General features: G+C 69.2%; 26 protein-coding genes and 1 other RNA gene. 6 read left to right on the top strand and 21 right to left on the bottom strand.

The window, feature by feature from the left end; translation table 11 throughout:
• Positions 1-174: 174 nt before the first annotated feature.
• Positions 175-544, bottom strand: a transfer-messenger RNA (tmRNA) gene (gene ssrA / locus KVS71_RS10505).
• Between the two features lie 140 nt (positions 545-684).
• On the opposite strand from ssrA, the gene KVS71_RS10500 reads away from it, so the two are divergent.
• Positions 685-1,347, top strand: coding sequence for an SIMPL domain-containing protein (locus KVS71_RS10500; RefSeq protein WP_217584492.1), 663 nt, complete (start codon positions 685-687; stop codon positions 1,345-1,347).
• Between the two features lie 10 nt (positions 1,348-1,357).
• Here the strand turns inward: KVS71_RS10500 and hflX are convergent, their stop codons facing one another.
• Entirely contained in the window at positions 1,358-2,869 is a 1,512-nt protein-coding gene (hflX, locus tag KVS71_RS10495; protein WP_060921064.1) for a GTPase HflX, read from the bottom strand.
• A 66-nt stretch (positions 2,870-2,935) separates the two neighbouring features.
• Between hflX and KVS71_RS10490 the strand changes: the two genes are divergently transcribed.
• Entirely contained in the window at positions 2,936-3,577 is a 642-nt protein-coding gene (locus tag KVS71_RS10490) for a class I SAM-dependent methyltransferase (RefSeq protein WP_217584491.1), read from the top strand.
• Between the two features lie 18 nt (positions 3,578-3,595).
• Here KVS71_RS10490 and dapF read toward each other — a convergent pair whose 3' ends face one another.
• The 13 genes from dapF to dapA form a co-directional block, all read right to left on the bottom strand.
• The gene (dapF, locus tag KVS71_RS10485; protein WP_217584490.1) at positions 3,596-4,468 is read right to left on the bottom strand and encodes a diaminopimelate epimerase; all 873 of its coding nucleotides are present in this window, start codon (positions 4,466-4,468) and stop codon (positions 3,596-3,598) included.
• Between the two features lie 9 nt (positions 4,469-4,477).
• Positions 4,478-5,026, bottom strand: coding sequence for a dihydrofolate reductase family protein (locus tag KVS71_RS10480; protein WP_060921067.1), 549 nt, complete (start codon positions 5,024-5,026; stop codon positions 4,478-4,480).
• A 34-nt stretch (positions 5,027-5,060) separates the two neighbouring features.
• Positions 5,061-5,972, bottom strand: coding sequence for a tRNA (adenosine(37)-N6)-dimethylallyltransferase MiaA (miaA, locus tag KVS71_RS10475; RefSeq protein ID WP_060921068.1), 912 nt, complete (start codon positions 5,970-5,972; stop codon positions 5,061-5,063).
• Positions 5,969-7,513, bottom strand: a complete 1,545-nt coding sequence (gene miaB, locus KVS71_RS10470; protein WP_217584489.1) for a tRNA (N6-isopentenyl adenosine(37)-C2)-methylthiotransferase MiaB — start codon at positions 7,511-7,513, stop codon at positions 5,969-5,971. The genes miaA and miaB overlap by 4 nt, the downstream gene beginning before the upstream one ends.
• A gap of 49 nt (positions 7,514-7,562) precedes the next feature.
• The gene (locus KVS71_RS10465; RefSeq protein WP_144880975.1) at positions 7,563-8,426 is read right to left on the bottom strand and encodes a regulatory protein RecX; all 864 of its coding nucleotides are present in this window, start codon (positions 8,424-8,426) and stop codon (positions 7,563-7,565) included.
• The gene (gene recA, locus KVS71_RS10460; RefSeq protein WP_060921071.1) at positions 8,426-9,472 is read right to left on the bottom strand and encodes a recombinase RecA; all 1,047 of its coding nucleotides are present in this window, start codon (positions 9,470-9,472) and stop codon (positions 8,426-8,428) included. Before recA ends, KVS71_RS10465 begins: the two co-directional genes overlap by 1 nt.
• Positions 9,473-9,732: 260 nt before the next feature.
• On the bottom strand, positions 9,733-9,957 hold the full coding sequence (locus tag KVS71_RS10455; protein ID WP_060921072.1) for a DUF3046 domain-containing protein: 225 nt from the start codon (positions 9,955-9,957) through the stop codon (positions 9,733-9,735).
• Between the two features lie 18 nt (positions 9,958-9,975).
• A complete protein-coding gene (locus KVS71_RS10450; RefSeq protein WP_025103227.1) occupies positions 9,976-10,284 on the bottom strand; it encodes a helix-turn-helix domain-containing protein in 309 nt (102 codons plus the stop codon).
• A 141-nt stretch (positions 10,285-10,425) separates the two neighbouring features.
• Complete coding sequence (locus KVS71_RS10445) at positions 10,426-10,914, bottom strand: CinA family protein (RefSeq protein WP_217584488.1); 489 nt, start codon at positions 10,912-10,914, stop codon at positions 10,426-10,428.
• Entirely contained in the window at positions 10,911-11,486 is a 576-nt protein-coding gene (gene pgsA / locus KVS71_RS10440) for a CDP-diacylglycerol--glycerol-3-phosphate 3-phosphatidyltransferase (protein ID WP_025103225.1), read from the bottom strand. Before pgsA ends, KVS71_RS10445 begins: the two co-directional genes overlap by 4 nt.
• Positions 11,486-14,200, bottom strand: coding sequence for a DNA translocase FtsK (locus KVS71_RS10435; protein WP_217584487.1), 2,715 nt, complete (start codon positions 14,198-14,200; stop codon positions 11,486-11,488). Before KVS71_RS10435 ends, pgsA begins: the two co-directional genes overlap by 1 nt.
• A 91-nt stretch (positions 14,201-14,291) precedes the next feature.
• Positions 14,292-15,968 (bottom strand): ribonuclease J, encoded by a 1,677-nt coding sequence (locus tag KVS71_RS10430; RefSeq protein ID WP_105949656.1) that lies wholly within the window; start codon positions 15,966-15,968, stop codon positions 14,292-14,294.
• A 53-nt stretch (positions 15,969-16,021) separates the two neighbouring features.
• Positions 16,022-16,999, bottom strand: a complete 978-nt coding sequence (gene dapA, locus KVS71_RS10425) for a 4-hydroxy-tetrahydrodipicolinate synthase (protein ID WP_025103222.1) — start codon at positions 16,997-16,999, stop codon at positions 16,022-16,024.
• 79 nt (positions 17,000-17,078) lie between these two features.
• Here dapA and KVS71_RS10420 point away from each other — a divergent pair, with 79 nt between their 5' ends.
• Entirely contained in the window at positions 17,079-17,618 is a 540-nt protein-coding gene (locus tag KVS71_RS10420; RefSeq protein WP_217584486.1) for an NUDIX hydrolase, read from the top strand.
• A gap of 9 nt (positions 17,619-17,627) precedes the next feature.
• On the opposite strand, the gene KVS71_RS10415 is transcribed toward KVS71_RS10420, so the two are convergent.
• Genes KVS71_RS10415 through KVS71_RS10405 form a run of 3 tightly spaced genes read right to left on the bottom strand, consistent with a single transcriptional unit; the run spans position 17,628 to position 19,671 of the window.
• The gene (locus KVS71_RS10415) at positions 17,628-18,389 is read right to left on the bottom strand and encodes an SDR family oxidoreductase (protein ID WP_217584485.1); all 762 of its coding nucleotides are present in this window, start codon (positions 18,387-18,389) and stop codon (positions 17,628-17,630) included.
• Positions 18,389-18,865: a dihydrofolate reductase gene (locus KVS71_RS10410; protein WP_144880971.1), complete on the bottom strand. Its 477-nt coding sequence runs from the start codon at positions 18,863-18,865 to the stop codon at positions 18,389-18,391. The genes KVS71_RS10415 and KVS71_RS10410 overlap by 1 nt, the downstream gene beginning before the upstream one ends.
• The gene (locus KVS71_RS10405) at positions 18,862-19,671 is read right to left on the bottom strand and encodes a thymidylate synthase (protein ID WP_060921080.1); all 810 of its coding nucleotides are present in this window, start codon (positions 19,669-19,671) and stop codon (positions 18,862-18,864) included. The genes KVS71_RS10410 and KVS71_RS10405 overlap by 4 nt, the downstream gene beginning before the upstream one ends.
• Positions 19,672-19,784: 113 nt before the next feature.
• On the opposite strand from KVS71_RS10405, the gene KVS71_RS10400 reads away from it, so the two are divergent.
• The 3 genes from KVS71_RS10400 to KVS71_RS10390 all read left to right on the top strand — a co-directional run bounded on the left by KVS71_RS10400 (position 19,785) and on the right by KVS71_RS10390 (position 21,301).
• Positions 19,785-20,219, top strand: coding sequence for a thioredoxin family protein (locus KVS71_RS10400; RefSeq protein ID WP_217584484.1), 435 nt, complete (start codon positions 19,785-19,787; stop codon positions 20,217-20,219).
• Positions 20,219-20,791 (top strand): DUF4395 family protein, encoded by a 573-nt coding sequence (locus KVS71_RS10395; protein ID WP_217584483.1) that lies wholly within the window; start codon positions 20,219-20,221, stop codon positions 20,789-20,791. The genes KVS71_RS10400 and KVS71_RS10395 overlap by 1 nt, the downstream gene beginning before the upstream one ends.
• Positions 20,792-20,875: 84 nt before the next feature.
• On the top strand, positions 20,876-21,301 hold the full coding sequence (locus tag KVS71_RS10390; protein WP_060921083.1) for an OsmC family peroxiredoxin: 426 nt from the start codon (positions 20,876-20,878) through the stop codon (positions 21,299-21,301).
• Between the two features lie 12 nt (positions 21,302-21,313).
• Here the strand turns inward: KVS71_RS10390 and KVS71_RS10385 are convergent, their stop codons facing one another.
• The 3 genes from KVS71_RS10385 to KVS71_RS10375 are packed head-to-tail and all read right to left on the bottom strand — an operon-like array spanning position 21,314 to position 23,146.
• Complete coding sequence (locus KVS71_RS10385) at positions 21,314-21,748, bottom strand: hypothetical protein (protein WP_105949650.1); 435 nt, start codon at positions 21,746-21,748, stop codon at positions 21,314-21,316.
• A complete protein-coding gene (gene dapB, locus KVS71_RS10380) occupies positions 21,748-22,488 on the bottom strand; it encodes a 4-hydroxy-tetrahydrodipicolinate reductase (protein ID WP_217584482.1) in 741 nt (246 codons plus the stop codon). Before dapB ends, KVS71_RS10385 begins: the two co-directional genes overlap by 1 nt.
• 55 nt (positions 22,489-22,543) lie before the next feature.
• A complete protein-coding gene (locus KVS71_RS10375) occupies positions 22,544-23,146 on the bottom strand; it encodes a histidine phosphatase family protein (RefSeq protein ID WP_025103212.1) in 603 nt (200 codons plus the stop codon).
• Positions 23,147-23,194 lie beyond the last annotated feature (48 nt).

Here is a 23,194-nt window from a genome sequence, read left to right as displayed (position 1 = left end):
CACCGCGCCGCGGAGCCTAACGCAGACCGTCTTGGCAGTTGCTTCCCTGACGGGCTTCCCACCACAGCGCGTACGCGGTTCCGTTCTCGGTCTCGATCGTCCACGGCGGGAAGGTGAGGCCCGCCTCCCCAGTGAACACTAGGGAGGCGGGCCTCATTCTGTGTGACAGCGACCTGGTGGAGCTGGGGGGAATCGAACCCCCGTCCAACGCTGAGTCTCCACGCCTTCTCCGGGCGCAGTCTGTGGAAGCGTTCTGCTCGGCTCCGACCTTTGTCACAGACACCTAAGTCGACGAGCCCAGCCTGGGAAGAGTCCCACGAGACGTCCAGACGCCGTCACGCAGCAAGATTCCTAGATGACGCCAGGATCCGTATCGGAATCACATACGGTCTGACGGACTATCGGGCTCGCTTAGGCAGCGAGGGCGAAGTCGTTGCGCTTGGTTTCGGCAACTATTGTTTTGCAGAGAGCGTTTACGAGATAACTCTGCATCCTCGGCCCGCTTCTCGTGGATTCACAGGCGCTGTCGAAACCGATCAGCCCCGTGGTCCTTCTCTCGAAGGAGCCGCTGTCACGCTGTGGAATTGTCAGCCTCGGACGACGAACGCCCGAGCATCACAGACTACAACGTCTGCGCCTCCGCCGCCATTCCCCGCCGCCGTGCCCGTCGCGTAGAGTCGCCCCATGAGCGATGTGACAGTCACCGTCCGCGGCGAACACGAAGCCCGCCTGGCGCCGGAACGGGCGACCGTCCGCGTCTCGGTGCGCGCCGAGGGTCCGGAGCGCGCGACCGTCGTCGATCACGTCATGCGCCTGGCCGAGCCGGTCCGCAGCAGCATCGTGGGACGCGTGGACGCCGGCTCCGCCCTCGACTGGAGCAGCACGCGGCTCTCCGTGCGCGCCGAGCGCCCCTGGAACGCCGACGGCAAACGTCTCGCCCCGGTCTACTACGCGAGCATCGACCTCACCGCGACCTTCGCCGAGGCGTCGGAACTGTCTGTCTGGATCTCCGACATCTCCGCCTGGGATGGCGTCGAGGTCGGCGGTGTCGACTGGCACCTCACCCCCGAGACCCGCGTTCGCGTGGAACGAGAGGTCGCCACGCAGGCCGTCCATGTGGCCGTGACGAGAGCCGAGGCCTACGCCGCCGCGCTCGGCCTCGCTGAGGTGACGCCCCTGGAGATCGCCGACACCGGCCTGCTGTCCTCGGCACCTGCACCCGGCGCTCCGCTGGCGAAAGCACGCAGCGCCGTCGCCTTCGCGGCCGACTCCGCGCCGGCCATGGAGTACGAGCCGCAGGACATCGTCCTCACGGCGACCGTCGAGGCGCGCTTCCTCGCTCGCTGAGCCTCTGCCGTCAGTCGCTGACGACGTAGGGCGCGAGGTCGGCCGCGAGACGCTCGGACACGTGCGCGTGCACCGCGGTCCCTGCCTCCTGGTGCTCGACGGACAGCAGCATCCCGGTCTCGTGGATCGCCGCGACGAGGTCACCGCGGTCGTACGGGATCACGGCGTGGAGCTCGACGGCCGGTTTCGGCAGCGCCTCCTCGATCGCCGCGCGGAGCTCGACGATGCCCTCGCCGGACCGTGACGAGACGAAGTGCGCCTGCGGCTCCAGGCCGCGCAGCACGAGCCGCTCGTCCTCGGGGATGAGGTCGGCCTTGTTGAAGACGACGATCTCGGGCATGTCTCGCACGCCGACATCGCCCATCACGTCGCGCACCGTCTGCAGCTGGCCGGCCGGGTCGGGGTGCGAGCCGTCGACCACATGCAGCACGACGTCCGCGTCACCGACCTCCTCCAGCGTGGAGCGGAAGGCTTCGACGAGCTGATGCGGCAGGTTCCGCACGAATCCGACCGTGTCGGTGAGCGTGTACACGCGGCCGTCTTCGGTCTCGGACCGACGGACGGTCGCATCGAGGGTCGCGAACAGCGCGTTCTCCACGAGCACGCCCGCGCTCGTCAGCGCGTTGAGCAGACTCGACTTCCCGGCGTTCGTGTATCCGGCGATGGCGACGGAGGGGATGGTGTTGCGCTTGCGTTCGGCCCGCTTCGCCTCGCGCGCGGGCGCGAAGTCGCGGATCTGCTTGCGCAGGAGCGCCATCTTCGTCCGGATGCGTCGGCGGTCGAGCTCGATCTTCGTCTCACCGGGACCGCGCGAGCCCATGCCCGCGCCTCCGGCGCCGACCTGTCCACCGGCCTGTCGGCTCATCGACTCACCCCAACCGCGCAGGCGTGGCAGCAGGTACTCGAGCTGCGCGAGCTCGACCTGAGCCTTGCCCTCTCGGCTCTTGGCGTGCTGGCTGAAGATGTCGAGGATCACGGTGGTCCGGTCGATGACCTTGACCTTCACGACGTCTTCGAGCGCACGTCGCTGGCTGGGTGCCAGCTCGGTGTCGGCGATGACGGTGTCGGCGCCGACGGCGGCGACGATGTCCTTCAGCTCCTGCGCTTTGCCGCGTCCGAGGTAGGTGGCGGCGTCCGGGTGCGGACGGCGCTGCAGCACGCCGTCGAGCACGACGGCGCCGGCGGTCTCCGCAAGGGCGGCGAGCTCCCGCAACGAGTTCTCCGCGTCCTCCTGGGCCCCTTGCGGGTACACGCCGACGAGCACGACGTTCTCGAGGCGCAGCTGACGGTACTCGACCTCGGTGACGTCTTCGAGCTCCGTCGACAGACCGCCCACACGCCGCAGCGCGTGCCGATCCTCGAGGTCCCACTGGTCGCCGTCAGCCGTCGAGTGCGCGGCCGTCGCTTCGTCCTGGAGCGCCTGTGCGGCGCCGAACATCCGCACCTCCGAGCGCTTCTCTGCGTTCGCCAGCACGCGGTCGACCGTCTGGTCGTCGGTGGAGGGTGTCTTCGTCTCCGTCATCCGTTCCTGTCTCTGGTTTCCTCGCGAGCCTTAACCTTAGCCCGCGCCGTCCGGTACGCTCACCGTATGGGGTCCGACCACTACTTCACTGCGGCCCCGGCTAGCCCCGAGAACCTGCGCAAGATCCGCGTATCCCTGGCAGGACGTGAGCTCGAAGTGACCACCGCGGGTGGTGTCTTCAGCCCGGATCGACTCGACGCCGGCACCGCAGTGCTTCTCGCCAACATGCCTCCCGTTCCTCCCGGAGGTCATCTTCTCGACCTCGGCAGCGGGTGGGGTCCCATCTCCCTGTCGATGGCGCTGGCCGCACCGCACGCGACCGTCTGGGCGGTCGATGTGAACGAGCGGGCTCTGGACCTCGTGCGTCGCAACGCCGCAGCCCTCGGCCTCACCAATGTCAACGCCACACTGCCCGAAGATGTTCCCGCCGACGTGACCTTCCGCACGATCAGATCCAATCCCCCGATCCGGGTGGGGAAGAACGAGCTGCACGGTCTGCTGGAGAAGTGGATCCCGAGGCTCGACGAGCGCAGCGATGCATGGCTCGTCGTGCAGCGGAACCTCGGCGCCGACTCCCTGCAGCGCTGGATCGCGGCGACCTTCCAGCCCGGTTACAGCGTCTTCCGGACGGCGACCGGCAAGGGCTACCGCATCCTCAAGGTGCGCAAGCACGGAACACCGCCGACGGAGCCCATCGACATCGTCTGAGAGGTCCGCCCCGCGGCCTCAGACGAGATCGACCTCACCCTGATAGACGAGCTGCGCAGGCCCGGACAGTGCGACGTGCTCCCCGTCTTCGGCGGGGAACATGCGCACGCCGAGCGTGCCACCGGGAACCTCGACCTGCCAGTTGTCGGGGGCCTGAGCGCCGGCCCAGTAGCGCACAGCGAGAGCCGTGGCGGCGACGCCCGTCCCGCAGCTCAGCGTCTCGCCGACGCCGCGCTCGAAGACGCGCATCCGCACGTGCCCGATGCCGTCGCGCACGAGGGGCTCGCCGGGCACCACGAACTCGACGTTGGCTCCCGCGGGCGGGGCCGGCTCCAGCTCGGGCGTGCGGGTGAGTTCCAGCAGTCCGAGCTCCGCGTCCGAGGCAAGCGCCACCACGACGTGCGGGTTCCCGACGTCGATACCCAGTCCCGGACGGGTGACGCTCAGCCCGTCCGCGCGCACCAGCGGGTCGTCTCCCGACAGCTTCCACGCGCCGAGGTCGACCTGATAGCCGCTCACACTGCGTGTGACGTCACGGACGCCCGCTCTGGTGCCGATCGGAAGCGTGCTGCCGGGCTCGATCGACGCAAGACCGGAGCGGACGAGGTAGTGGGCGAAGACGCGGATCCCGTTGCCGCACATCTCGGCCACGGAACCGTCCGCGTTGCGGTAGTCCATGAACCACTCGGCATCCGGCTCTTCCGCCAGGGCCGTTGCGCCCTCCGGGATCGCGGATGAGCGCACGACGCGCAGCACGCCGTCCGCGCCGATGCCGAAGTGACGATCGCAGAGCACGGCGACCTGCTCCGCCGTCAACTCCAGCTGCCCTTCGGGGTCGGCGATGATGATGAAGTCGTTGCCGGTACCGTGCCCCTTGGTGAATGCGACCATGGGACCAGTCTAGGGAGCCGAGGCCCCTGCGCCCGGCCGTGCGACGCGATAGCGCCCGCAGAGGAAGCTGCGGTTGCGGGCCACCTCGATCAGTTCCAGATCGAGTCGCCGCGGCAACAGCGGGGCGCCGCTCCCGAGGGTCACCGGTGCGTACTGCACCCAGAACTCGTCCAGCAGCCCCGCGTCGGCGAACTGCCCGGCGAGGTCTCCCCCGCCGACCACCCACAGATCCTTGCCACCCGCCGCGTCGAGCATCGCGCTGTGCACGTCGAGGATGTCGGCACTCGTCACGCGGACATCAGCCCCCTCCGGCACCGCGAGATCACGATGCGACAGCACCCACGTGGGCTGAGTGTACGTCCAGCGGCCCTCCTCATGGCGCATGACCCACTCGAACGTGGATGCCCCCATCACCAGCGCGCCGATGCTCTTCTCAAAGCCGGGGTACGCCATCGGACCGTCCATGTCGATGTCCTGGCTCAGCAGCCAGTCCAGGGAATGCTCGGCAGTGGCGATGAAGCCGTCCAGGCTGGACGCGGTGAAGTAGTGAGTGGCCATACGCGCATGCTCGCACGGGCCGCCGACATCGCGGTCAGTCCCCCAGCAGGTCGGCGACGGCCACGGGTGGCGTCACCCACTCCAGCTCCGGGTAGCGCTTGAACCACGACACCTGCCGTCGTGCGTAGCGCCGCGTGAGTGCCTGCGTCTCGGCGATCGCCTCCTCGGCGGTGGAGCGTCCGTCCAGCTGTGCGAGCGCCTGCGCGTATCCGATCGCCCGCGGGGCTGTCGTCCCCCGCTCCAGACCGCGGTCCCGCAGCCCGGCGACCTCTGCCACCAGGCCGTGCTCCCACATCCGACGCACGCGCGCATCGAGACGGGCGACGAGTTCGGCCCGATCCACCTGCAGGCCAATCAGACGCGTGTGCGGGTGCCAGAGCGTCGGGGTCGCCGGGAGAGCGGCACCATGCGTCGCGCTCCCCTGCTCGATGATCTCGAGCGCGCGGATCACGCGTCTCCCGTTGCGCGGGTCCACTCGGGCCGCGGCTTCCGGATCGCGCGCACGCAACCGCTGAAGCAGGGACTCGACGCCCTCGCGATCGAGCTCCTGCTCGAGACGCTCGCGGATGGCGGGGTCTCGGGGCGGGAAGTGGAACTCGTAGACGACGCTCGACACGTAGAGTCCGGATCCACCGACGAGGATCGCGTCTCCTCCCGCCGCGTGGATCCGCTGCACGGCGTTACGCGCGAGCGGCTGATACCAGGCCACGGCGGCGTCCTGCGTCACCTCTCGCACGTCGAAGAGGTGGTGCGGAATGCCGCGACGTTCGGCGACCGACAGCTTTGCGGTACCGATGTCCATGCCGCGGTAGAGCTGCATGGCGTCGGCGTTGACGATCTCCGCCGGGTTGCCGCGACGCCGGAGCTCCCCAGCGAGATCGAGCGCCAGATCGCTCTTCCCCGTGCCGGTCGCACCGACGACGGCCCAGAGCCGAGGCGCGGTCACACTCCGACGCGGAGGGTCGGCAGGCCGAGGGAGACGGCGCGCGGAGCGCCGTCGCTCGGTGCCGGCACGGCGCACGACTCGGCCTGTCCCCGATCCCACGCATCGCCACCACGCGTCCGGCGGGTGCGGAGCGGGGCACCCGTCGGGTCGTCGGCGAGGAGGTGGAACGGCGCGGCGTGCGTCACCGTCACCGTGACGACATCTCCGGGGCGCGGCAGCTCGGACCCGGGAGTGACCTCGAAGTGCACGAGCCGGTTGTCCTGCGCCCGCCCGGTGAGGCGACGCGTCTCCGTGTCCTTCTTGCCTTCGCCCGTGGACACGAGAACCTCGACCTCCCGGCCGACCTGCTTCTGGTTCTCCTCGAGCGAGATGCGCTCCTGGAGCGCGATCAGCCGGTCGTAGCGGGCCTGCACGACGTCCTTGGGTACCTGGTCGGGCATCGTGGCCGCAGGGGTGCCTTCGCGGATCGAGTACTGGAAGGTGAACGCTCCGGAGAAGCGCGACTGTTCGACGACGCGCATCGTGTCCTCGAAGTCCTCCTCGGTCTCGCCGGGGAAGCCGACGATGATGTCGGTCGTGATGGCCGCGTGCGGGATGCGCTCGCGGACGCGGTCCAGGATGCCCAGGAAGCGCTCGCTGCGATAGGAGCGGCGCATCGCCTTGAGGATCCGGTCGCTCCCCGACTGCAGCGGCATGTGGAGCTGCGGCATGACGGCGGGCGTCTCCGCCATCGCGTCGATCACGTCGTCCGTGAAGGCGGCGGGATGCGGGCTCGTGAAGCGGATGCGCTCGAGTCCCTCGATCTCGCCGGCGGCGCGGAGGAGCTTGCCGAACGCCTGACGATCCCCGAACTCCACCCCGTACGAGTTCACGTTCTGCCCGAGGAGCGTCACCTCGATGGCGCCGTCCTCCACCAGCAGGCGGATCTCGTTGAGGATGTCGCCCGGCCGACGGTCCTTCTCCTTGCCCCGGAGGCTCGGGACGATGCAGAAGGTGCAGGTGTTGTTGCAGCCGACGGAGATCGACACCCAGCCGCTGTGCGCCGAGTCGCGCTTGGTGGGAAGCGTCGACGGGAAGACCTCGAGGGACTCGAGGATCTCGAGTTCGGCATCGCCGTTGTGGCGCGCGCGCTCCAGGAGACCGGGCAAGGACCCCATGTTGTGTGTGCCGAACACCACGTCGACCCAGGGAGCCTTGTCGAGCACGGCCTGCTTGTCCATCTGCGCGAGGCAGCCACCGACGGCGATCTGCATCCCGGCCTTACGTCGCTTGACGGCGGCCAGATGCCCGAGAGTGCCGTAGAGCTTCCCGGCGGCGTTGTCCCGGACGGCGCAGGTGTTGATGATCACCACGTCGGCCTCGGCTCCGGCCTCGGCACGGATGTAGCCGGCGCTCTCCAGGGATCCGGACAGACGCTCGGAGTCGTGGACGTTCATCTGGCAGCCGAAGGTGCGCACTTCGTAGGATCGCTGGCGCCCGTCATCGTCGACGGCCGCCGACGACGCGCTGATGATCGTCGGTTCACTGCGGGGGATAGTCATGATGCTCCCATTGTACGAGCGTCACCGAGAGCCGATCGCGTGCGGACCGTCAGTCGGAATCCACGAACCGGACGCCGGAGACACCACCGCCGAACGAGGCTTCCCGCAGTGCCGTCTTCGCCGCGTTCATGGCGACCGATCCCCCGTACCCGCGGCGCGACAGCTGCCCGACCAACCGTCGGAGCGCCGCGTCGGGGTCGAGGCGTCCCATCGAACGCGCTTTGGTCCGGGCGAACTCCAGTGCCCGCTCCGCATCGTCGTCGGGCAGCTCGTCGAGCGCGGCGTCGATGACCTCACGAGGAATGCCCCGCTGCGCGAGCGCTCGGGACAGCGCGACCCTCCCCTGGCCCTTGCGTTCGACGCCGGACGTGACGAGGAGCTCCGCGAGCACGGCGTCGTCCAGGTATCCGCGCCGTACGAAGTCGTCGATCACGTCTTCGATGGCGTCCGTCGCGAGCCCGTGTCCTCTCAACACCAGCCGGGCCTCGGAGACGGACAGCGACCGCGTGCGGAGCTTCCGCACCAACGACTCCTCCGCCGTCACTCGGATCTCCGCCGCCGAGGGGCCGTGCTCCGGGCCCTCTCCCCCTCCGGTCGATCGGGACGTATCGCCGACGGCGCGCAACGTGGTCGTCTTCCCGCCCCGGGAAGCGGCCCGCGCCGCGGCACCCCGGGCGGGGTGCCGCGCGCTGGGAGAACCGTCGTCGACCGACGGGGACCCTGCCGACGAGGGCTCGTGCCACGTCGAGCGCCAGAGTCGCGCCGCGTCCGCGGTCGGCCCCGACCCCGCAGGCGGTGCGGATGACGAGTCGTCCGCACCGCCATCGGCCGGACGCTCCGCACGCGCGGGTCCGCCGAAGAGAGGGATGATGGGGGCGATCCGCTTGGAATCGCCCCCACGCTGGTCACTCATCAGGCCGGGCGACGCTCGGCCAGCTCATCAGAACCCGGAGCCGCGGCCGGGCCGCCGATACCGAGCTTCTGCTTGATCTGACTCTCGATCGCCAAGGCGATGTCGGCGTTGTTGAGCAGGAACGTCCGCGCGTTCTCCTTGCCCTGGCCGAGCTGATCGCCGTCGTAGGTGTACCACGATCCCGACTTCTTGACGATGCCGTGCTCGACGCCGAAGTCGATCAGGCTGCCCTCGCGGGAGATGCCGACGCCGTAGAGGATGTCGAACTCCGCCTGCTTGAAGGGCGGGGCCATCTTGTTCTTGACGATCTTGACGCGAGTGCGGTTACCCACAGCGTCCGTGCCGTCCTTGAGCGTCTCGATGCGGCGGATGTCCATACGCACGGAGGCGTAGAACTTCAGCGCCTTACCACCGGCCGTGGTCTCCGGGGAGCCGAAGAACACGCCGATCTTCTCGCGCAGCTGGTTGATGAAGATCATCGTCGTGTTCGTCTGGTTCAGACCACCGGTGAGCTTCCGCAGCGCCTGCGACATGAGGCGGGCCTGGAGGCCCACGTGGGAGTCACCCATCTCGCCCTCGATCTCCGCACGCGGCACCAGGGCCGCCACCGAGTCGACGACGATGAGGTCGATGGCACCGGAGCGCACGAGCATGTCGGCGATCTCGAGAGCCTGCTCACCCGTGTCGGGCTGCGAGACGAGAAGGGCATCGATGTCGACGCCGAGCTTCGCGGCGTAGTCGGGGTCGAGCGCGTGCTCCGCGTCGATGAATGCCGCGATACCGCCGGCCCGCTGGGCGTTGGCGATGGCGTGCAGCGTCAGCGTCGTCTTACCCGAGGACTCCGGGCCGTAGATCTCGACGATGCGGCCACGCGGCAGACCTCCCACGCCGAGGGCGACGTCGAGGGCGATGGAGCCGGTGGGGATGACGGCCACAGGGGCACGCTCATCGCTGCCCAGTCGCATGACCGAGCCCTTTCCGAACTGGCGGTCGATCTGGGCGAGGGCAGTCTCGAGGGACTTCTCGCGGTCGGCGGGTGATGGCATGGTGTGCTCCTTCTGCGCGTGTGCTGCCGCCTGTAGGCTGTCGCGGCTCTTCCGGCGGAAGGAACTCTCCGACAAGGCGTATGGCTTTTCAGCCTGGACCTCACGGTACGGCGGGCCTCCGACATTGCGTCGAGGAGCCACGGATCGTGGGGATCAGAACCGTCTGACCACTTGTGCAGAAGACTACGCCCGGTTCGAACAGATTTTCGACAACACGCCGGTCCGGCGTGTCGGACTTCCGCACACCCGGGAAGCCGCCGTCATCGGCCGCGCGGCTCCAGACGTCCCACGCCGTGGCGACGGGATTCCGGGACATCCATGTCGGCGCAGAGCGCGAGCCAGATGTCGCGCGGAGGTACGCCGGCTTCAAGAGCCTCGAGCGCCGTTCGTCCCCCCATGCCGGAGAGCACGAGGTCGTTCACCAGAGAAGAGGCTCGGGCATGGAACTCGGCGTCGACGGCGCGCAGGAACTCACTGCGTCGCATAAAGGTGCTCTCCGAGTGTCAGCGGAGCGAGAGCTCGGGCTCCACGGATGCGACCAGGTCGTCCGGAACGACGTCCGGGAAGACCTGGATGCCTTCGAGCACCGAGATGCGGTCCCCGACCTCGCGCATGATCGTGGAGATGGGGACGTCGAGCGCCTCTGCCACCGAGGCGAGAATCTCGCTCGATGCCTCCTTCTGTCCGCGCTCGACCTCACTGAGGTAACCGAGAGCGACGGATGCCTTGCTCGCGACCTGCCGGAGCGTCCGCCCCTTCTGCAGACGGAAGTCCCTCAGCACGTCGCCGATCTCCTGTCGTACAAGAATCATCGGAACCTCCTCCGCAGTTCGTGAATCGAGGTCTCCCTCGAAGAGACGGCCAGTCTAGTCCTCCTGGCTTGCACAGAATCTACCCTTGCACTCTGTGGTTTGAATGTGAGCACATCCATATCAACATGACGCGGGGGGTCGCTATTCCCGCAGCGCAGCGGCCAGCACATCGAGGACCGCCGCGACCGTCTGTGCTCGCACCGCGTCGCGGTCCCCCTCGAAGTGGAACGGTAGGGTCCGACTCACCGTCGGGGTGACCACGCCGATGTGGACGGTACCCACGGGCTGCCCATCCGGGGACTCCGGGCCCGCGATCCCCGTGGTGGACACCCCGACATCGGCGGGGAGACCATCCACCGCGACGGCGTCGCGCACTCCGGCAGCCATCTGCCGCGCGACCTCCGGGTGCACCGGCCCGTATCGCTCCAGCAGGTCGGTGTCGACGCCGAGCAGCGTGTGCTTGACGGGCGTGGCGTAGGCGACGACGCCGCCGAGGAGCACCGCGGAGGCGCCGGGAACCGCGACGAGCGCCGCGCACACCGCACCGCCGGTGAGCGACTCCGCCACACCGAGGGTCCAGCCTCGCTCACGCAGAGCGTCCAGAGCCTCGGCCGGCGTCGTGCCGCTCATCGGCTCTGACGCGCGCCGCGCACCTGCGCGACGATGTAGTCGATCCCGCTGACGACGGTGAGCACGAGCACGATGACCATGAGGACGGTCGTCACGACCGTCCACGGGCCGAGCCCGATGAACACGTGCAGCGGCAGGAGAGCCCAGCCGAGGGCGACGCCCTGGAAGGCCGTCTTGATCTTGCCCATCCAGGCGGCTGCGACAACGTGCTCGCTCGCGACGACCAGACGATGGATGGTGATCCCCCACTCGCGGACGAGGATGATCACGACGATCCACCAGGAGACCTCGCCCAGGATCGCCAACCCGACGAATCCGGCGCCGGTGAGGAGCTTGTCCGCGATCGGGTCCCAGAGCTTGCCGAAGTCGCTGACGATGTCGTAGCGACGTGCGAGGTAGCCGTCGACCCAGTCGGTCGAGATGGCGACGATGAAGAGGACGGCAGCGATCCAGCGCACGGTGAGATCGGCGAGGCCGTACGTCCCGCCGACGAGCAGGAGGACGAAGAACACCACGGCGAGCGGGATGCGCGCCACTGTGATGGCGTTGGGGAGCTGCCGAGGGATCGCCATCAGTCGCGTCCCGTCAGACCCCAGGCGTCTTCGTCGCCCTCCGCTTCGACGACCGGCAGGCCGTCGTACTGCGCCTCCAACGGATCCCGTTCGGCCAGCGGCACCGCCGAGGCGGCGGGCGCAGCCGGAGCCGCCGGAGCCGACGGAACGTCTTCGCCGCGGAGCTTCGCCATGACCTGCGGCAACTGCTCGGGGGTCGCGAGCACATCGCGCGCCTTCGAGCCCTCCGAGGGGCCGACGACTTCACGGGACTCGAGGAGATCCATCAGGCGTCCGGCCTTGGCGAAGCCGACCCGCAGCTTGCGCTGCAGCATCGACGTGGATCCGAACTGCGAGGAGACGATGAGCTCGGCCGCCGCGAGCAGGAGCTCGAGGTCGTCGCCGATGTCCTCGTCGACCTCCTTCTTCTTCGCCGGCTCCATCGCCTCCTGGACGTCGGCACGGTACTCGGGACGCGCCTGACGCGTGACGTGCTTGACGACCGCGTCGATCTCCTTCTCGTCGACCCACGCACCCTGCAGTCGGAACGGCTTCGACGAGCCCATGGGCGAGAAGAGCGCGTCACCCTGGCCGATGAGCTTGTCGGCGCCGGGGCTGTCGAGGATCACGCGGCTGTCGGTGACGCTCGTGACCGCGAACGCGAGACGGGACGGCACGTTCGCCTTGATGAGGCCCGTGACGACGTCGACGCTCGGGCGCTGCGTGGCGAGCACCAGGTGGATACCGGAGGCGCGAGCGAGCTGCGTGATGCGGACGATCGAGTCCTCGACGTCGCGCGGGGCGACCATCATGAGGTCCGCGAGCTCGTCGACGACGACGAGGAGGTACGGGTACGGCTTGAGAACCCGTTCGCTGCCCGGGGGCACCTCCACCTCCCCGGCACGCACGGCGCGGTTGAAGTCGTCGATGTGGCGGAAGCCGAACGACGCGAGGTCGTCGTACCGCATGTCCATCTCCTTCACGACCCATTGCAGCGCCTCGGCGGCCTTCTTCGGGTTCGTGATGATGGGAGTGATCAGGTGCGGGACACCGGCGTAGCTCGTCAGCTCGACACGCTTCGGGTCGATGAGGACCATGCGCACGTCGGACGGGCGCGCCCGCATGAGGAGGCTCGTGATCATCGAGTTCACGAAGCTGGACTTTCCGGACCCCGTCGAGCCCGCCACCAGGAGGTGCGGCATCTTCGCGAGGTTGGCGACGACGAAGTTGCCGCCGACGTCCTTGCCGACGCCGATCGTGAGCGGGTGCGTGCTCTTCTGCGCGGCCGCGGAACGCAGCACGTCGCCGAGGGCGACCGTCTCGCGGTCGGTGTTCGGGATCTCGATGCCGATCGCGCTCTTGCCGGGGATCGGCGAGAGGATGCGGACGTCGTTGGAGGCGACCGCGTAGGCGAAGTTGTTGCTGAGCTGGAGGATCTTCTCGACCTTGACGCCGTGGCCGACCTCGACCTCGTACTGCGTGACCGTCGGACCACGGGAGAACCCGGTGACCTTGGCGTCGACCTTGAACTGGTCGAGGACGCTCGTGATCTGCTCGACGATGCGGTCGTTCGCCTCGGACCGCGCGACCGAGGGCGGACCCTCGGACAGCACGCCCGGCGACGGAAGGATGTACGGGGCCACCGGCGCCTGCGGGCCGCGGTCGCCCGGGCCCTCCGTGCCGAAGCCGTCGAGTCCGGGGAGCTCCGGCATCTCGCCGGTGTCGGACTCATCGTCCAGCAGCGCGGTCGTCTGCTGCTCCGCCAGCGCGTCGGTCACCGAGCGCACGTCGCTGAGCACTTCGGTCGCCGCGTCGTACGGGTTCGCCACCGTCACGGCCTGGTCGTACGCCGGGGTGGCCTCGGTCGTGGACAACAGCGCGGTGATGTCGTCCGAGGCGAGAGTCCCCTCGTCGGGGTCTTCCTCGCGACCGGTCTTGTTGCGCCGCCACCAGGGCAGGACGTCCGGATCGTCGACCTTGTCCGCCTCGTCGACCGCGTCCGCAGCGTCCTTCGCCGGCTTCTGCGGGCGCTCGGCGTCGAACATCCACGCGTAGAGGTCTCCCAGGCGCGCACCGATGCGGTTCGGCGGGGTCTTCGTGAGGATGAGGATGCTCAGGGCGGCGAGCAGCCCGAGGATGATGTAGGCCGGGATGTCGGTCAGGTACGTCAGGGGCTGACCCACGAGCCATCCGAGCAGACCACCCGACTCGCTCAGCGCGGGCATGCCCTGATTCGGGTGGGGGCGAGGGCCGGCGACGTGGAAGATGCCCGCCAGAGCGAGCACGAACATCCCGAAGCCGATGCCGATGCGTCCGTTGTCATGCACGGACGACGGGTGCCGGAAGAGCCATCCCGCCAGGAGGAGCAGCAGCACCGGCATGATGAAGGCCACCCGACCGACGAAGAGCCCCACCGAGTAGGCGCTGATGTTCGCCGCGACCTCGTTGCCGATGAAGAACCACTCGTTGACGGCGCCGAGCGCCGCCAGGATCACCAGCAGGAACGGGAAGCCGTCTCTGCGGTCGTCCTTCTGCAGCGTCTCCGGCCCGAAGGCCCGGAAGAGTCCGCCGACGCCGTGCGCGAGCCCGTTCCAGGCGCGCGCGGCGACGGGCGGCTTGTCCGCCTCGTCGATGTACTTCTTCGGAGCGGACTGCGCCTTCGGAGCCGCCTGCCGCTTGGGGCGCGACGGGGCGCTCGTCGAGGCGCGCTCGGTCTTGGTGCTGCTCCTGGCCATGCCTCCACGGTACGACCCGAGACCGACATCTCCGCGTCACCACGCGGAAATCGACGATCACGGCGCGCGAGGGCGCGCCGCGATCCGAGGGTCAGGCCTCGATGACGAGAGGGACGATCATCGGACGACGACGCAGCTTCTGGTTCACCCAGCGGCCGATCGTGCGACGCACCACCTGCGACAGCGCGTGCGTGTCGCGCACGCCGTTGCCGGACGCCTCCTTCAGGGCGGCGACGATCTTCGGAGCGACGTCGTCGAAGACCGCGTCGTCCTCGGCCACACCGCGGGCATGGATCTCCGGACCGGAGATGATGCGCCCGGTGGCGGCGTCCACCACGACGATGACCGAGATGAACCCCTCCTCACCGAGGATGCGGCGGTCCTTGAGGTCGGCGTCGGTGATCTCGCCGACGGTCGAGCCGTCGACGTAGACGAACCCGAGGTCGAGCTGCCCGGCCACGCGGGCGACTCCGTCTTTCAGGTCGATCACGGTGCCGTTGGAGGCGATGATCGTGTTCTGCTCGGGGATCCCGGTGTCCTGGGCGAGCTTGGCGTTGGCGATCAGGTGCCGGTACTCCCCGTGGACAGGGAGGACGTTCTTCGGCTTGAGGATGTTGTAGCAGTAGAGCAGCTCGCCGGCCGCGGCGTGCCCCGACACGTGCACGCGCGCGTTGGCCTTGTGCACGACGTTGGCGCCCAGCTTCGTGAGCCCGTCGATGACGCGGTAGACGGCATTCTCGTTGCCCGGAATGAGGCTCGACGCCAGGATCACGGTGTCGCCCTCGCTCACCTCGATGGCGTGGTCCATGTTGGCCATCCGGCTCAGCACGGCCATCGGCTCGCCCTGCGAACCGGTCGACATGTAGACGATCTGCTCGTCCGGGAGGTCGCGTGCCTTCTTGAAGTCGATCAGCACACCCGCCGGCACCTTGAGGTAGCCGAGCTGCTCCGCGATCGTCATGTTGCGGACCATGCTGCGGCCGAGGAAAGCCACCCGACGTCCGTGCGCGTGCGCGGCGTCGATGACCTGCTGCACGCGGTGCACGTGGCTGGAGAAGCTCGCGACGATCACGCGCCGCGGAGCCTTGCCGATGACCTGGTCGAGGACCGGGCCGATGGAGCGCTCCGTGGGCGTGAAGCCGGGGACGTCGGCGTTGGTGGAGTCGACGAGGAAGAGATCGACGCCCTCCTCCCCCAGGCGTGAGAACGCGCGCAGATCGGTGATGCGGCCGTCCAGGGGCAACTGGTCCATCTTGAAGTCGCCGGTGGCCAGAGCCATGCCGGCAGGGGTGCGGATCGCGACCGCCAGCGCGTCCGGGATGGAGTGGTTCACCGCGACGAACTCGAGGTCGAACGGTCCGACCTTCTCCTGCTGACCTTCCTTCACCGTCAAGGTGAAGGCCTTGATGCGGTGCTCCTTCAGCTTCGCCTCGACGAGGGCGAGCGTGAGTCCGGAGCCGATCAGCGGGATGTCGCTCTTCAGCCGCAGCAGGTACGGAACGGCCCCGATGTGGTCTTCGTGCCCGTGCGTCAGCACCACGCCCACGATGTCATCGAGACGATCGCGGATCGGCTCGAAGTCGGGGAGGATCAGGTCGACACCCGGCTGGTGCTCCTCCGGGAAGAGCACCCCGCAGTCCACGATCAGGATCTTGCCCGCGTACTCGAACACGGTCATGTTGCGACCGATCTCCCCCAGGCCGCCGATCGGGATGACCCGGAGCGTCCCTTCGTCGAGAGCGGACGGTTCGGCCAGGGGAATGGACATGCTGTCTCCTCAGTCGGACACTCCACGCGTCCGTTCGTTCATGGTGACGCGGCTCAGCGCGTCGTGCCGTGCACCTTCGGCAGGGCGCCGCCCGCGGCCGCGTTGCGGTCGGGCCGGAAGTTCGAGAAGTCCGCCCCCGGCACGCCGCTGACGAGATCGAGCTCGTCCTCGATGAGGGCGGCCTCCCACTCCTCCGGGCCGACGAGGGGAAGGCGGACACGCGGGCTGGAGATGCGACCCAACCCGTGCAGGATGTACTTCGCGGCGACCGTGCCGGGAACGTGCGTCATGACGGCCCGGACCAGCGGCTCCAGTCGCTTGTGCTCGGCCGTCGCCGTGGCGAGGTCGCCCCGGTTCACCGCATCGATGATGGTCCGGTACGGAGCGGCGGCGACGTTCGCGGTCACGCCGATGAGGCCGGTCGCCCCGATCGACAGATGCGGCAGCACGTTCGCGTCGTCACCGGAGAAGTACATGAGATCGGTCTGGTTGAGCACACGGCTCACCTCGGAGAAGTCGCCCTTGGCGTCCTTCACCGCGAGGATGTTCGGGTGCTTCGCGAGCCGGAGGATCGTCTCGTACTTGATCGGGACACCGGTCCGCCCGGGGATGTCGTACAGGATGACCGGCAGGTCGGTCGCATCGGCGACGAGCCGGAAGTGCGTGAGGATACCCGCCTGCGTCGGCTTGTTGTAGTACGGCGTGACGATCATGATGCCGTCGGCACCGGCCTTCTCGCTGGCCTTGTACAGCTCGATGGCGTGCGCGGTCTCGTTCGATCCGCCGCCGGTGATGATCTTCGCGCGGCCTGCGGAGACGGACTTGCCGACCTCGACGAGCTTGAGCTTCTCCGGGTCCGTCAGGGTCGAGGTCTCGCCGGTCGTTCCCGTCACGACGATGCCGTCCGCGCCTGCGGTGATCACGTCATCGATGTGCTTCTCGACGGCGGGCCAGTCGACTTCGCCGTCGGCCGTCATCGGAGTGACGAGCGCGACGAGAACCTGTCCGAAGGGGTTGCCCGAGTGCGTCATGCGTCCAGCGTATCGGGTCGGATGCCACTGTCGCGGACGCGTCCGCGTGCTCCTCCCCTGTCGGCCATAGGCTCGCACCATGGGTTGGATCACGCACGCCTCGCGCACGACCTACGAGAACGCCTGGATCCGCGTCCGTGAGGACGACGTCACCGGGCCGGGCGGCCCGGGCGTCTACGGCGTGATGACGGTCAAGAACCCCGCAGTGTTCATCGTCGCGATGGACGCCGAGGACCGGGTGTGCCTGGTGACCGTCGACCGCTACACGGTGGGACCGTCCGTCGAGGTCCCTGCCGGCGGTACCGACGGCGAGGACCCGCGTGCCGCCGCGGAACGGGAGCTCCGGGAGGAGTCCGGGTACCGTGCGCACCGGTGGGAGCACCTCGGCAGCACGCACGCGCTCGACGGCGTCGCGGAGGCCACGGAGCACGTCTTCCTGGCCCGGGAGATCGAGCGCGTCGACGATGCGGTCGACAGCCGCGCGGAAGAGGGCATCGACACCGTCGAGTGGGTCGCGTTCGGGGACGTCCTCCGGATGATCGCCGACGGTCGGATCACCGACGGGGAGACGATCGCCGCGATCGCTCTCGCAGGGATCCGCCTCGGTCGATTCCGCTGACCGGAAGCGTCAGACCCGGCCCCGACGCGCGACAGCCGCAGTGAGGGATCGGGGCAGCACCTTCGTCACGGCGACGACGGCCTTGTAACGCAGCGAGGGGATGGACACGGCCTTACCGCGCGCCGCGTCGCGGAGCCCCTCGCGCACGACGTCTCGGGCATCGAGCCACAGGAACGGCGGCACGCCCTCCTCCCCCACCGCGAGACCCATCCGCTCGTGGAAGGACGTGTGCGTGAAACCGGGGCAGAGCGCCGTGACGCTCACGCCGTCCGGACCGTAGGCCGCGTTCGCCCATCGGCTGAAATCGATGAGCCAGGCCTTGCAGGCGGAGTACGTCGACCGCGAGATGAAACCGGCCACCGAGGCGACGTTGATGATCCGACCGCCCCGCCCCCGCATGGTCTGCAGGGCCGCGTGCATCAGGCGCATGGAGGCCTCGACGTGCACACGCAGATGCCGCACCTCGTCCTCGATGTCGTTGTCGGCGAACTGCAACGGCAGCCCGAACCCGGCGTTGTTCACGAGCAGGTCGATCGGGTCGTCCCGATCACGGAGCCGAGCCGCGACGAGCTCGACGCCGGCCCCCTCGGACAGATCGGCCGGGAGCACCTCGACGGCCACTCCCCACTCGCCGCGCAACTCCCCCGCGAGAGCCGAGAGCGGTTCCTCCGAGCGGGCCACGAGGACGAGGTCGGCGCGTCGACGTGCCAGCTGACGGGCGAACTCGGCGCCCAGCCCCGCGCTGGCTCCGGTGATCAGTGCGGTGGGCATCAGCGCTCGTACCTCAGGAAGCGATACCGGACGCCGGTGCGGGACGTCTGCCAGCCCCCCTCGTCCACCACGCGCCACCCGGTCTTCGGCGGAGCGAACGTGTCGCCGTCGACCGTGAGGTCGAGCTCCGTGACCTCGAGCCGGTCGGCGTCGGCGATCACCTGACGGAAGATCTCCGCACCGCCGATGATCCACACCTTCTCCTGGCCGCGCACGGCCTCGGACACCGTGGCCGCACGGCGGGCGCCCTCCGCCGTCCAGTCCTGCTGGCGGGTCACGACGATGTTGTCGCGACCGGGCAGGGGACGGAATCGCTCGGGCAGCGAGTCCCAGGTCTTGCGCCCCATGACGACCGGCGCGCCCTGGGTGGTCTCCTTGAAGTGCGCCAGATCCTCCGGCACGTACCAGGGCATGCCGCCCTCGGCGCCGATCACGCCTCCGGCGGCCTCCGCCCAGATGAGCCCCACCCAGGTCATACCGCCACCGCCGCCCTGATCGGTGCGTGGTGCTGGTAGTCCTCGACGACGAAGTCGTCGAACCGATAGTCGAAGATCGAGTCCGGCTTCCGCGCGAACCGCAGCGTCGGGTACGGGTAGGCCTCTCGTGTGAGCTGCTCGCGCACCTGCTCGACGTGGTTGTCGTAGACGTGGCAGTCCCCGCCGGTCCACACGAAGTCGCCCGGCTCCAGCCCCACCTGCTGCGCGATCATCATCGTCAGCAGCGCGTAGGAGGCGATGTTGAAGGGGACGCCGAGGAACATGTCCGCGCTGCGCTGGTAGAGCTGGCAGGAGAGCTTTCCGTCGGCGACGTAGAACTGGAACAGTGCGTGGCACGGTGCGAGGGCCATGTCCGGGATGTCCGCGGGATTCCAGGCGGAGACGAGCAGGCGCCGCGAGTCGGGTGAGCGCCGGATCTGCTCGATGACCTCGGTCAGCTGATCGATGCTGCCGCCGTCGGGAGTCGGCCAGGACCGCCACTGGACGCCGTACACCGGGCCGAGGTCGCCCTCCTCGTCCGCCCACTCGTCCCAGATCGAGACGCCGTTCTCCTGCAGCCAGCGGACGTTGGAGTCGCCGCGCAGGAACCAGAGCAGCTCGTACGCGATGGACTTGAAGTGCACGCGCTTCGTGGTGATGAGGGGGAAGCCCTGCGCGAGATCGAAGCGGATCTGCCGCCCGAACACGCTCGTGGTCCCGGTCCCGGTGCGATCGCTCTTGTGCGTGCCCGTCTCGAGCACGTCGCGGAGCAGGTCTTCGTACGGAGTCGGGACAGCGGCGCTCATGGTTGTCAGGATACCCGCCCCGCTCCCGGCGGGGGCGGTGGTCGTCACGCGATCCGCACGTCACGGACCGAAACATCGCGACGCTCCCGCGGCCGCGGATCTAGCCTCGAGGGATGTCCCCCGCGCTCGCTCTCGCCGCTCTGGCCGCGCTGCTGGTGCTCGCCACCGTGGTCGGGCTCGTGCTCCGCGGGAGAGAGGGCCGCCGCCGCGACGGCGGCGACCTGCGGTTCGATCCCGCTGATGCGGAGGGCGCGGCGCTGGGGGCCACGGCGACGCTCGTGCAGTTCAGCACGGAGACATGCGCCCGCTGCCCCCAGGTGCGTCGTCTTCTCGGCTCCTATGCGTCCGCGGACACCGGCCTCGCGCACATCGAGATCGATCTCACGCACCGCCCGGATCTCTCGGCGCGCTACCGTGTGCTGCAGACACCGACCACCTTCGTGCTCGACGCCACCGGGCGCGTCAGGGCCCGGTTCGCGGGCATACCCGCTCGGGAGAGCCTGACCCACGCCGTCGCCGCCGTCTCAGACCCCGTCTGGAGCAGATGATGACCCCTCCCCCCGGAATCGATCCGCGCGGGCCCCGCTTCGCCGCCGGGATCACCGCGCTCCTGCTCGCCATCGCGACGTTCCTGGCCCTCATCGGGATCTCCACCGCGCGGACCCCCGATCGCTGGTTCGCGCTCACGGCGTCGTCGGAGTTCGCCTTCATCGGAGGAGGCGGCTGGGCGGTCTCCGCCGCAGGGCCCGTCGCGCGCGTGCTCGACCCTGGCTTCCTCCTGGCCACGCTGATCGCGCTCCTGTTCCTCTGGGGCGTCGTCTCTCCCACCACCGCGCCCTGGGGCGTCCTCTACCGCCGCCTCGTCCGTCCGCGCCTCGCGCCGCCCGCAGAGCTGGAGGATCCCCGTCCCCCGCGGTTCGCCCAGGGCGTGGGTCTCGTCGTCGTGGGACTCGGCCTCCTGCTCCACCTCGCCGGGGTGCCGTGGGCCCTTCCGATCGCCACCGCTGCGGCGTTCCTCGCCGCCTTCCTCAACGCCTTGTTCGGACTGTGCCTCGGATGCCAGCTCTACCTCCTGCTGCAGCGCGTCGGGCTCACCGGACGACCGCGCCGCGCCGCCTGACGCCGGTTCCCGAAGGCCCGGTCGCTCGGTAGGCTGGCGACCAAGCGACGCCGCTCCCCCGGTGGCGTCAGAACCGGAGGAACCATGCCCGTCACCAGTGAAGCCGCCGCCACCTGGACCGGATCGCTCACGGAGGGTTCCGGCACGGTCGCCTTCTCCTCCTCACATCTGGGGACGTTCCCGATCGACTGGAAGTCCCGCAGCGAGGGCAGCGACACGACCACGACGCCGGAGGAGCTCATCGCCGCGGCCCATGCCTCCTGCTTCAGCATGGCGCTCTCGCACGCACTCGCCGAGAACGGCACCGCACCGGAGCGCGTCGACACCAGCGCCTCGGTCACCTTCAAGCCGGGCGTCGGCATCACCGGCAGCCACCTCAACGTCAACGCGACGGTGCCGGGTCTGACCGCGGAGAAGTTCCAGGAGATCGCCGAGGGGGCGAAGACCGGATGCCCGGTGTCCCAGGCTCTCGCGGGGATCGAGATCACGCTCGAGGCGACGCTCGCCTGAGCCGCGTGGACGTCAGGCGCGGGAGAGGCTGATCGCCTGTCGGATGCTCGCCCTGGCGTCCTTGCGGCGTCCCGCCGCATCCTGCACGACGCCGAGGCGATAGCGCGCCCGCCAGTCTGCGGGCGCCGCCTCCGCCTCCGCCGTGTAGCGCGCGACGAGCGCATCGGCATCCTTGCGGGCGATGCGTCCGCTGGGCGTGAGCTCGGTCTCGACGGGCGGCATGCCGCCCTCAGCGTCGAGCAGGCGCCCCAGCCGGTCGGCGCCGAAGCCGAAGAGCATCTCGCGCACCAGCGCCCACCCGCCCACGGGTGCGAGCACGAGGAGCGTGATGCCCATCCCGATGGAGACCGGCGTCCCCACGGCGAGGAACATGACGGCGAGCCAGCCGGCCACGACGAGGTAGAGCAGGAGGGCCGCGGCCATCAGCCCGACCCCGATCCGGGACATCACGAGCGGATGCCGATGTCGAGCATGTTCTCCAGGCCCACCACGACGCCGGTGGCGGTGGCCGCGTAGGGCACGGCCAGGCGGATCCCCGGCGCATACGCCAGGGCCGGGTCGGTGGTGTCATGCGTGAAGGTCAGCGACTCCCCCGGTCCGGAGAGGATCACCTCCTGCTTGGCGATCACCCCGGGACGGCGGAGCGAGTGGATGGGCACGCTGCCGACCTGCTGACCTCGGGCGCGCTGATCGGCATGCGGCGCACTCACCGGACCCTGGGTCGCGCGCGCGGCGGCGATGAGCTCCGCCGTGCGGACGGCAGTCCCGCTGGGCGAGTCCACCTTCGTCTCCCGGTGTGCCTCGACGATCTCCACCGAGCCGAAGTAGGGCGCGGCGGCCGCCGCGAGGGCCGAGCCGAGAACGGAGCCGAGGGAGAAGTTCGGGATGAACACCGCTCCGGTGTCGGCGGCCTCGACGAGCGGACGGACGAGGGCGATCCGCTCCGCCGACCAGCCGGAGGTGGCGACGAGGACGTTCAGCCCGTGCTCCACGGCCGTGCGCACCACGTCGATGCTGACCTGCGGCGTGGAGGCGTCGATCACGAGGTCGGCGCCTGCGAGTTCCGAGAGGTCACTCGCCGACGTCAGGACGCGGCTCACCTCGAAGCCGTCCAGCTCAGCGATCACGGCGCCGATGATCGTTCCGAGCTTTCCGGTCCCGCCGACGAGGGCTACCTTCGTGGTCATACCTCCAGTCTATTTCCGGGCGTCGGCCGGGGGACGCGGCGCGCGGAGGCGTCGATCAGACCAGCAGCGCGTCCGGGATCCCCGTCCGCAGCTCCATCGGCAGATGGCCGGTGTCGTTGTGCGTGAGCAGGGTCCACGGCCGTCCCTGCTTCTGTGCGATCACCGTCAACCCGCAGTGCGACTGGTTCAGGGTCATCCAGCGCCAGTCCGGTGCGGCGAGGACCTCACGCACGAACCACGAGATCACGAAGTTGTGGGTGATGAGCACCTCGTGCACGTCGCCGGTCTTCCGCACGAGGAACTCGTTGACGGCATCCGACATCTGCGCGCGGCCCGCCTCGATCTCCGCCTCGGTCACGGAGCCGAAGAAGGGCTCGAACACCGCCGGCGTCTCCTCCGTCATCCCCGTCGGCACGCAGTCGAAGAGCAGAGCGGAGGGCTCCGGATCCACGGACGGGAGTCGGCCGGCGATCGCTCTCGCCGTCTCCGCGGCCCTCAGGAGCGGCGAGTGCCAGACGGCGTCGAGCGGGAGGCCGGACAGGCGGTCCGCGATGAGCTCCGCCTGCCGCTGACCGCGCGGGGAGAGGGGTCCGTCGGCGAGGCCGTGCTCGGCATCCTGATGTTCACCGTGTCTGACCAGATATATGTAGTGCGTCACAACTCGCTCGCTCGCCTCATCGCCAGCATCCGCCGGTCTTCCTCTTCC

Source organism: Microbacterium sp. GbtcB4, assembly GCF_019091465.1.
GTDB classification, from domain to species: domain Bacteria; phylum Actinomycetota; class Actinomycetes; order Actinomycetales; family Microbacteriaceae; genus Microbacterium; species Microbacterium paraoxydans.
Note: the sequence above shows the minus strand (reverse complement) of the source record. Positions and strands in the feature narration are given on the sequence as shown.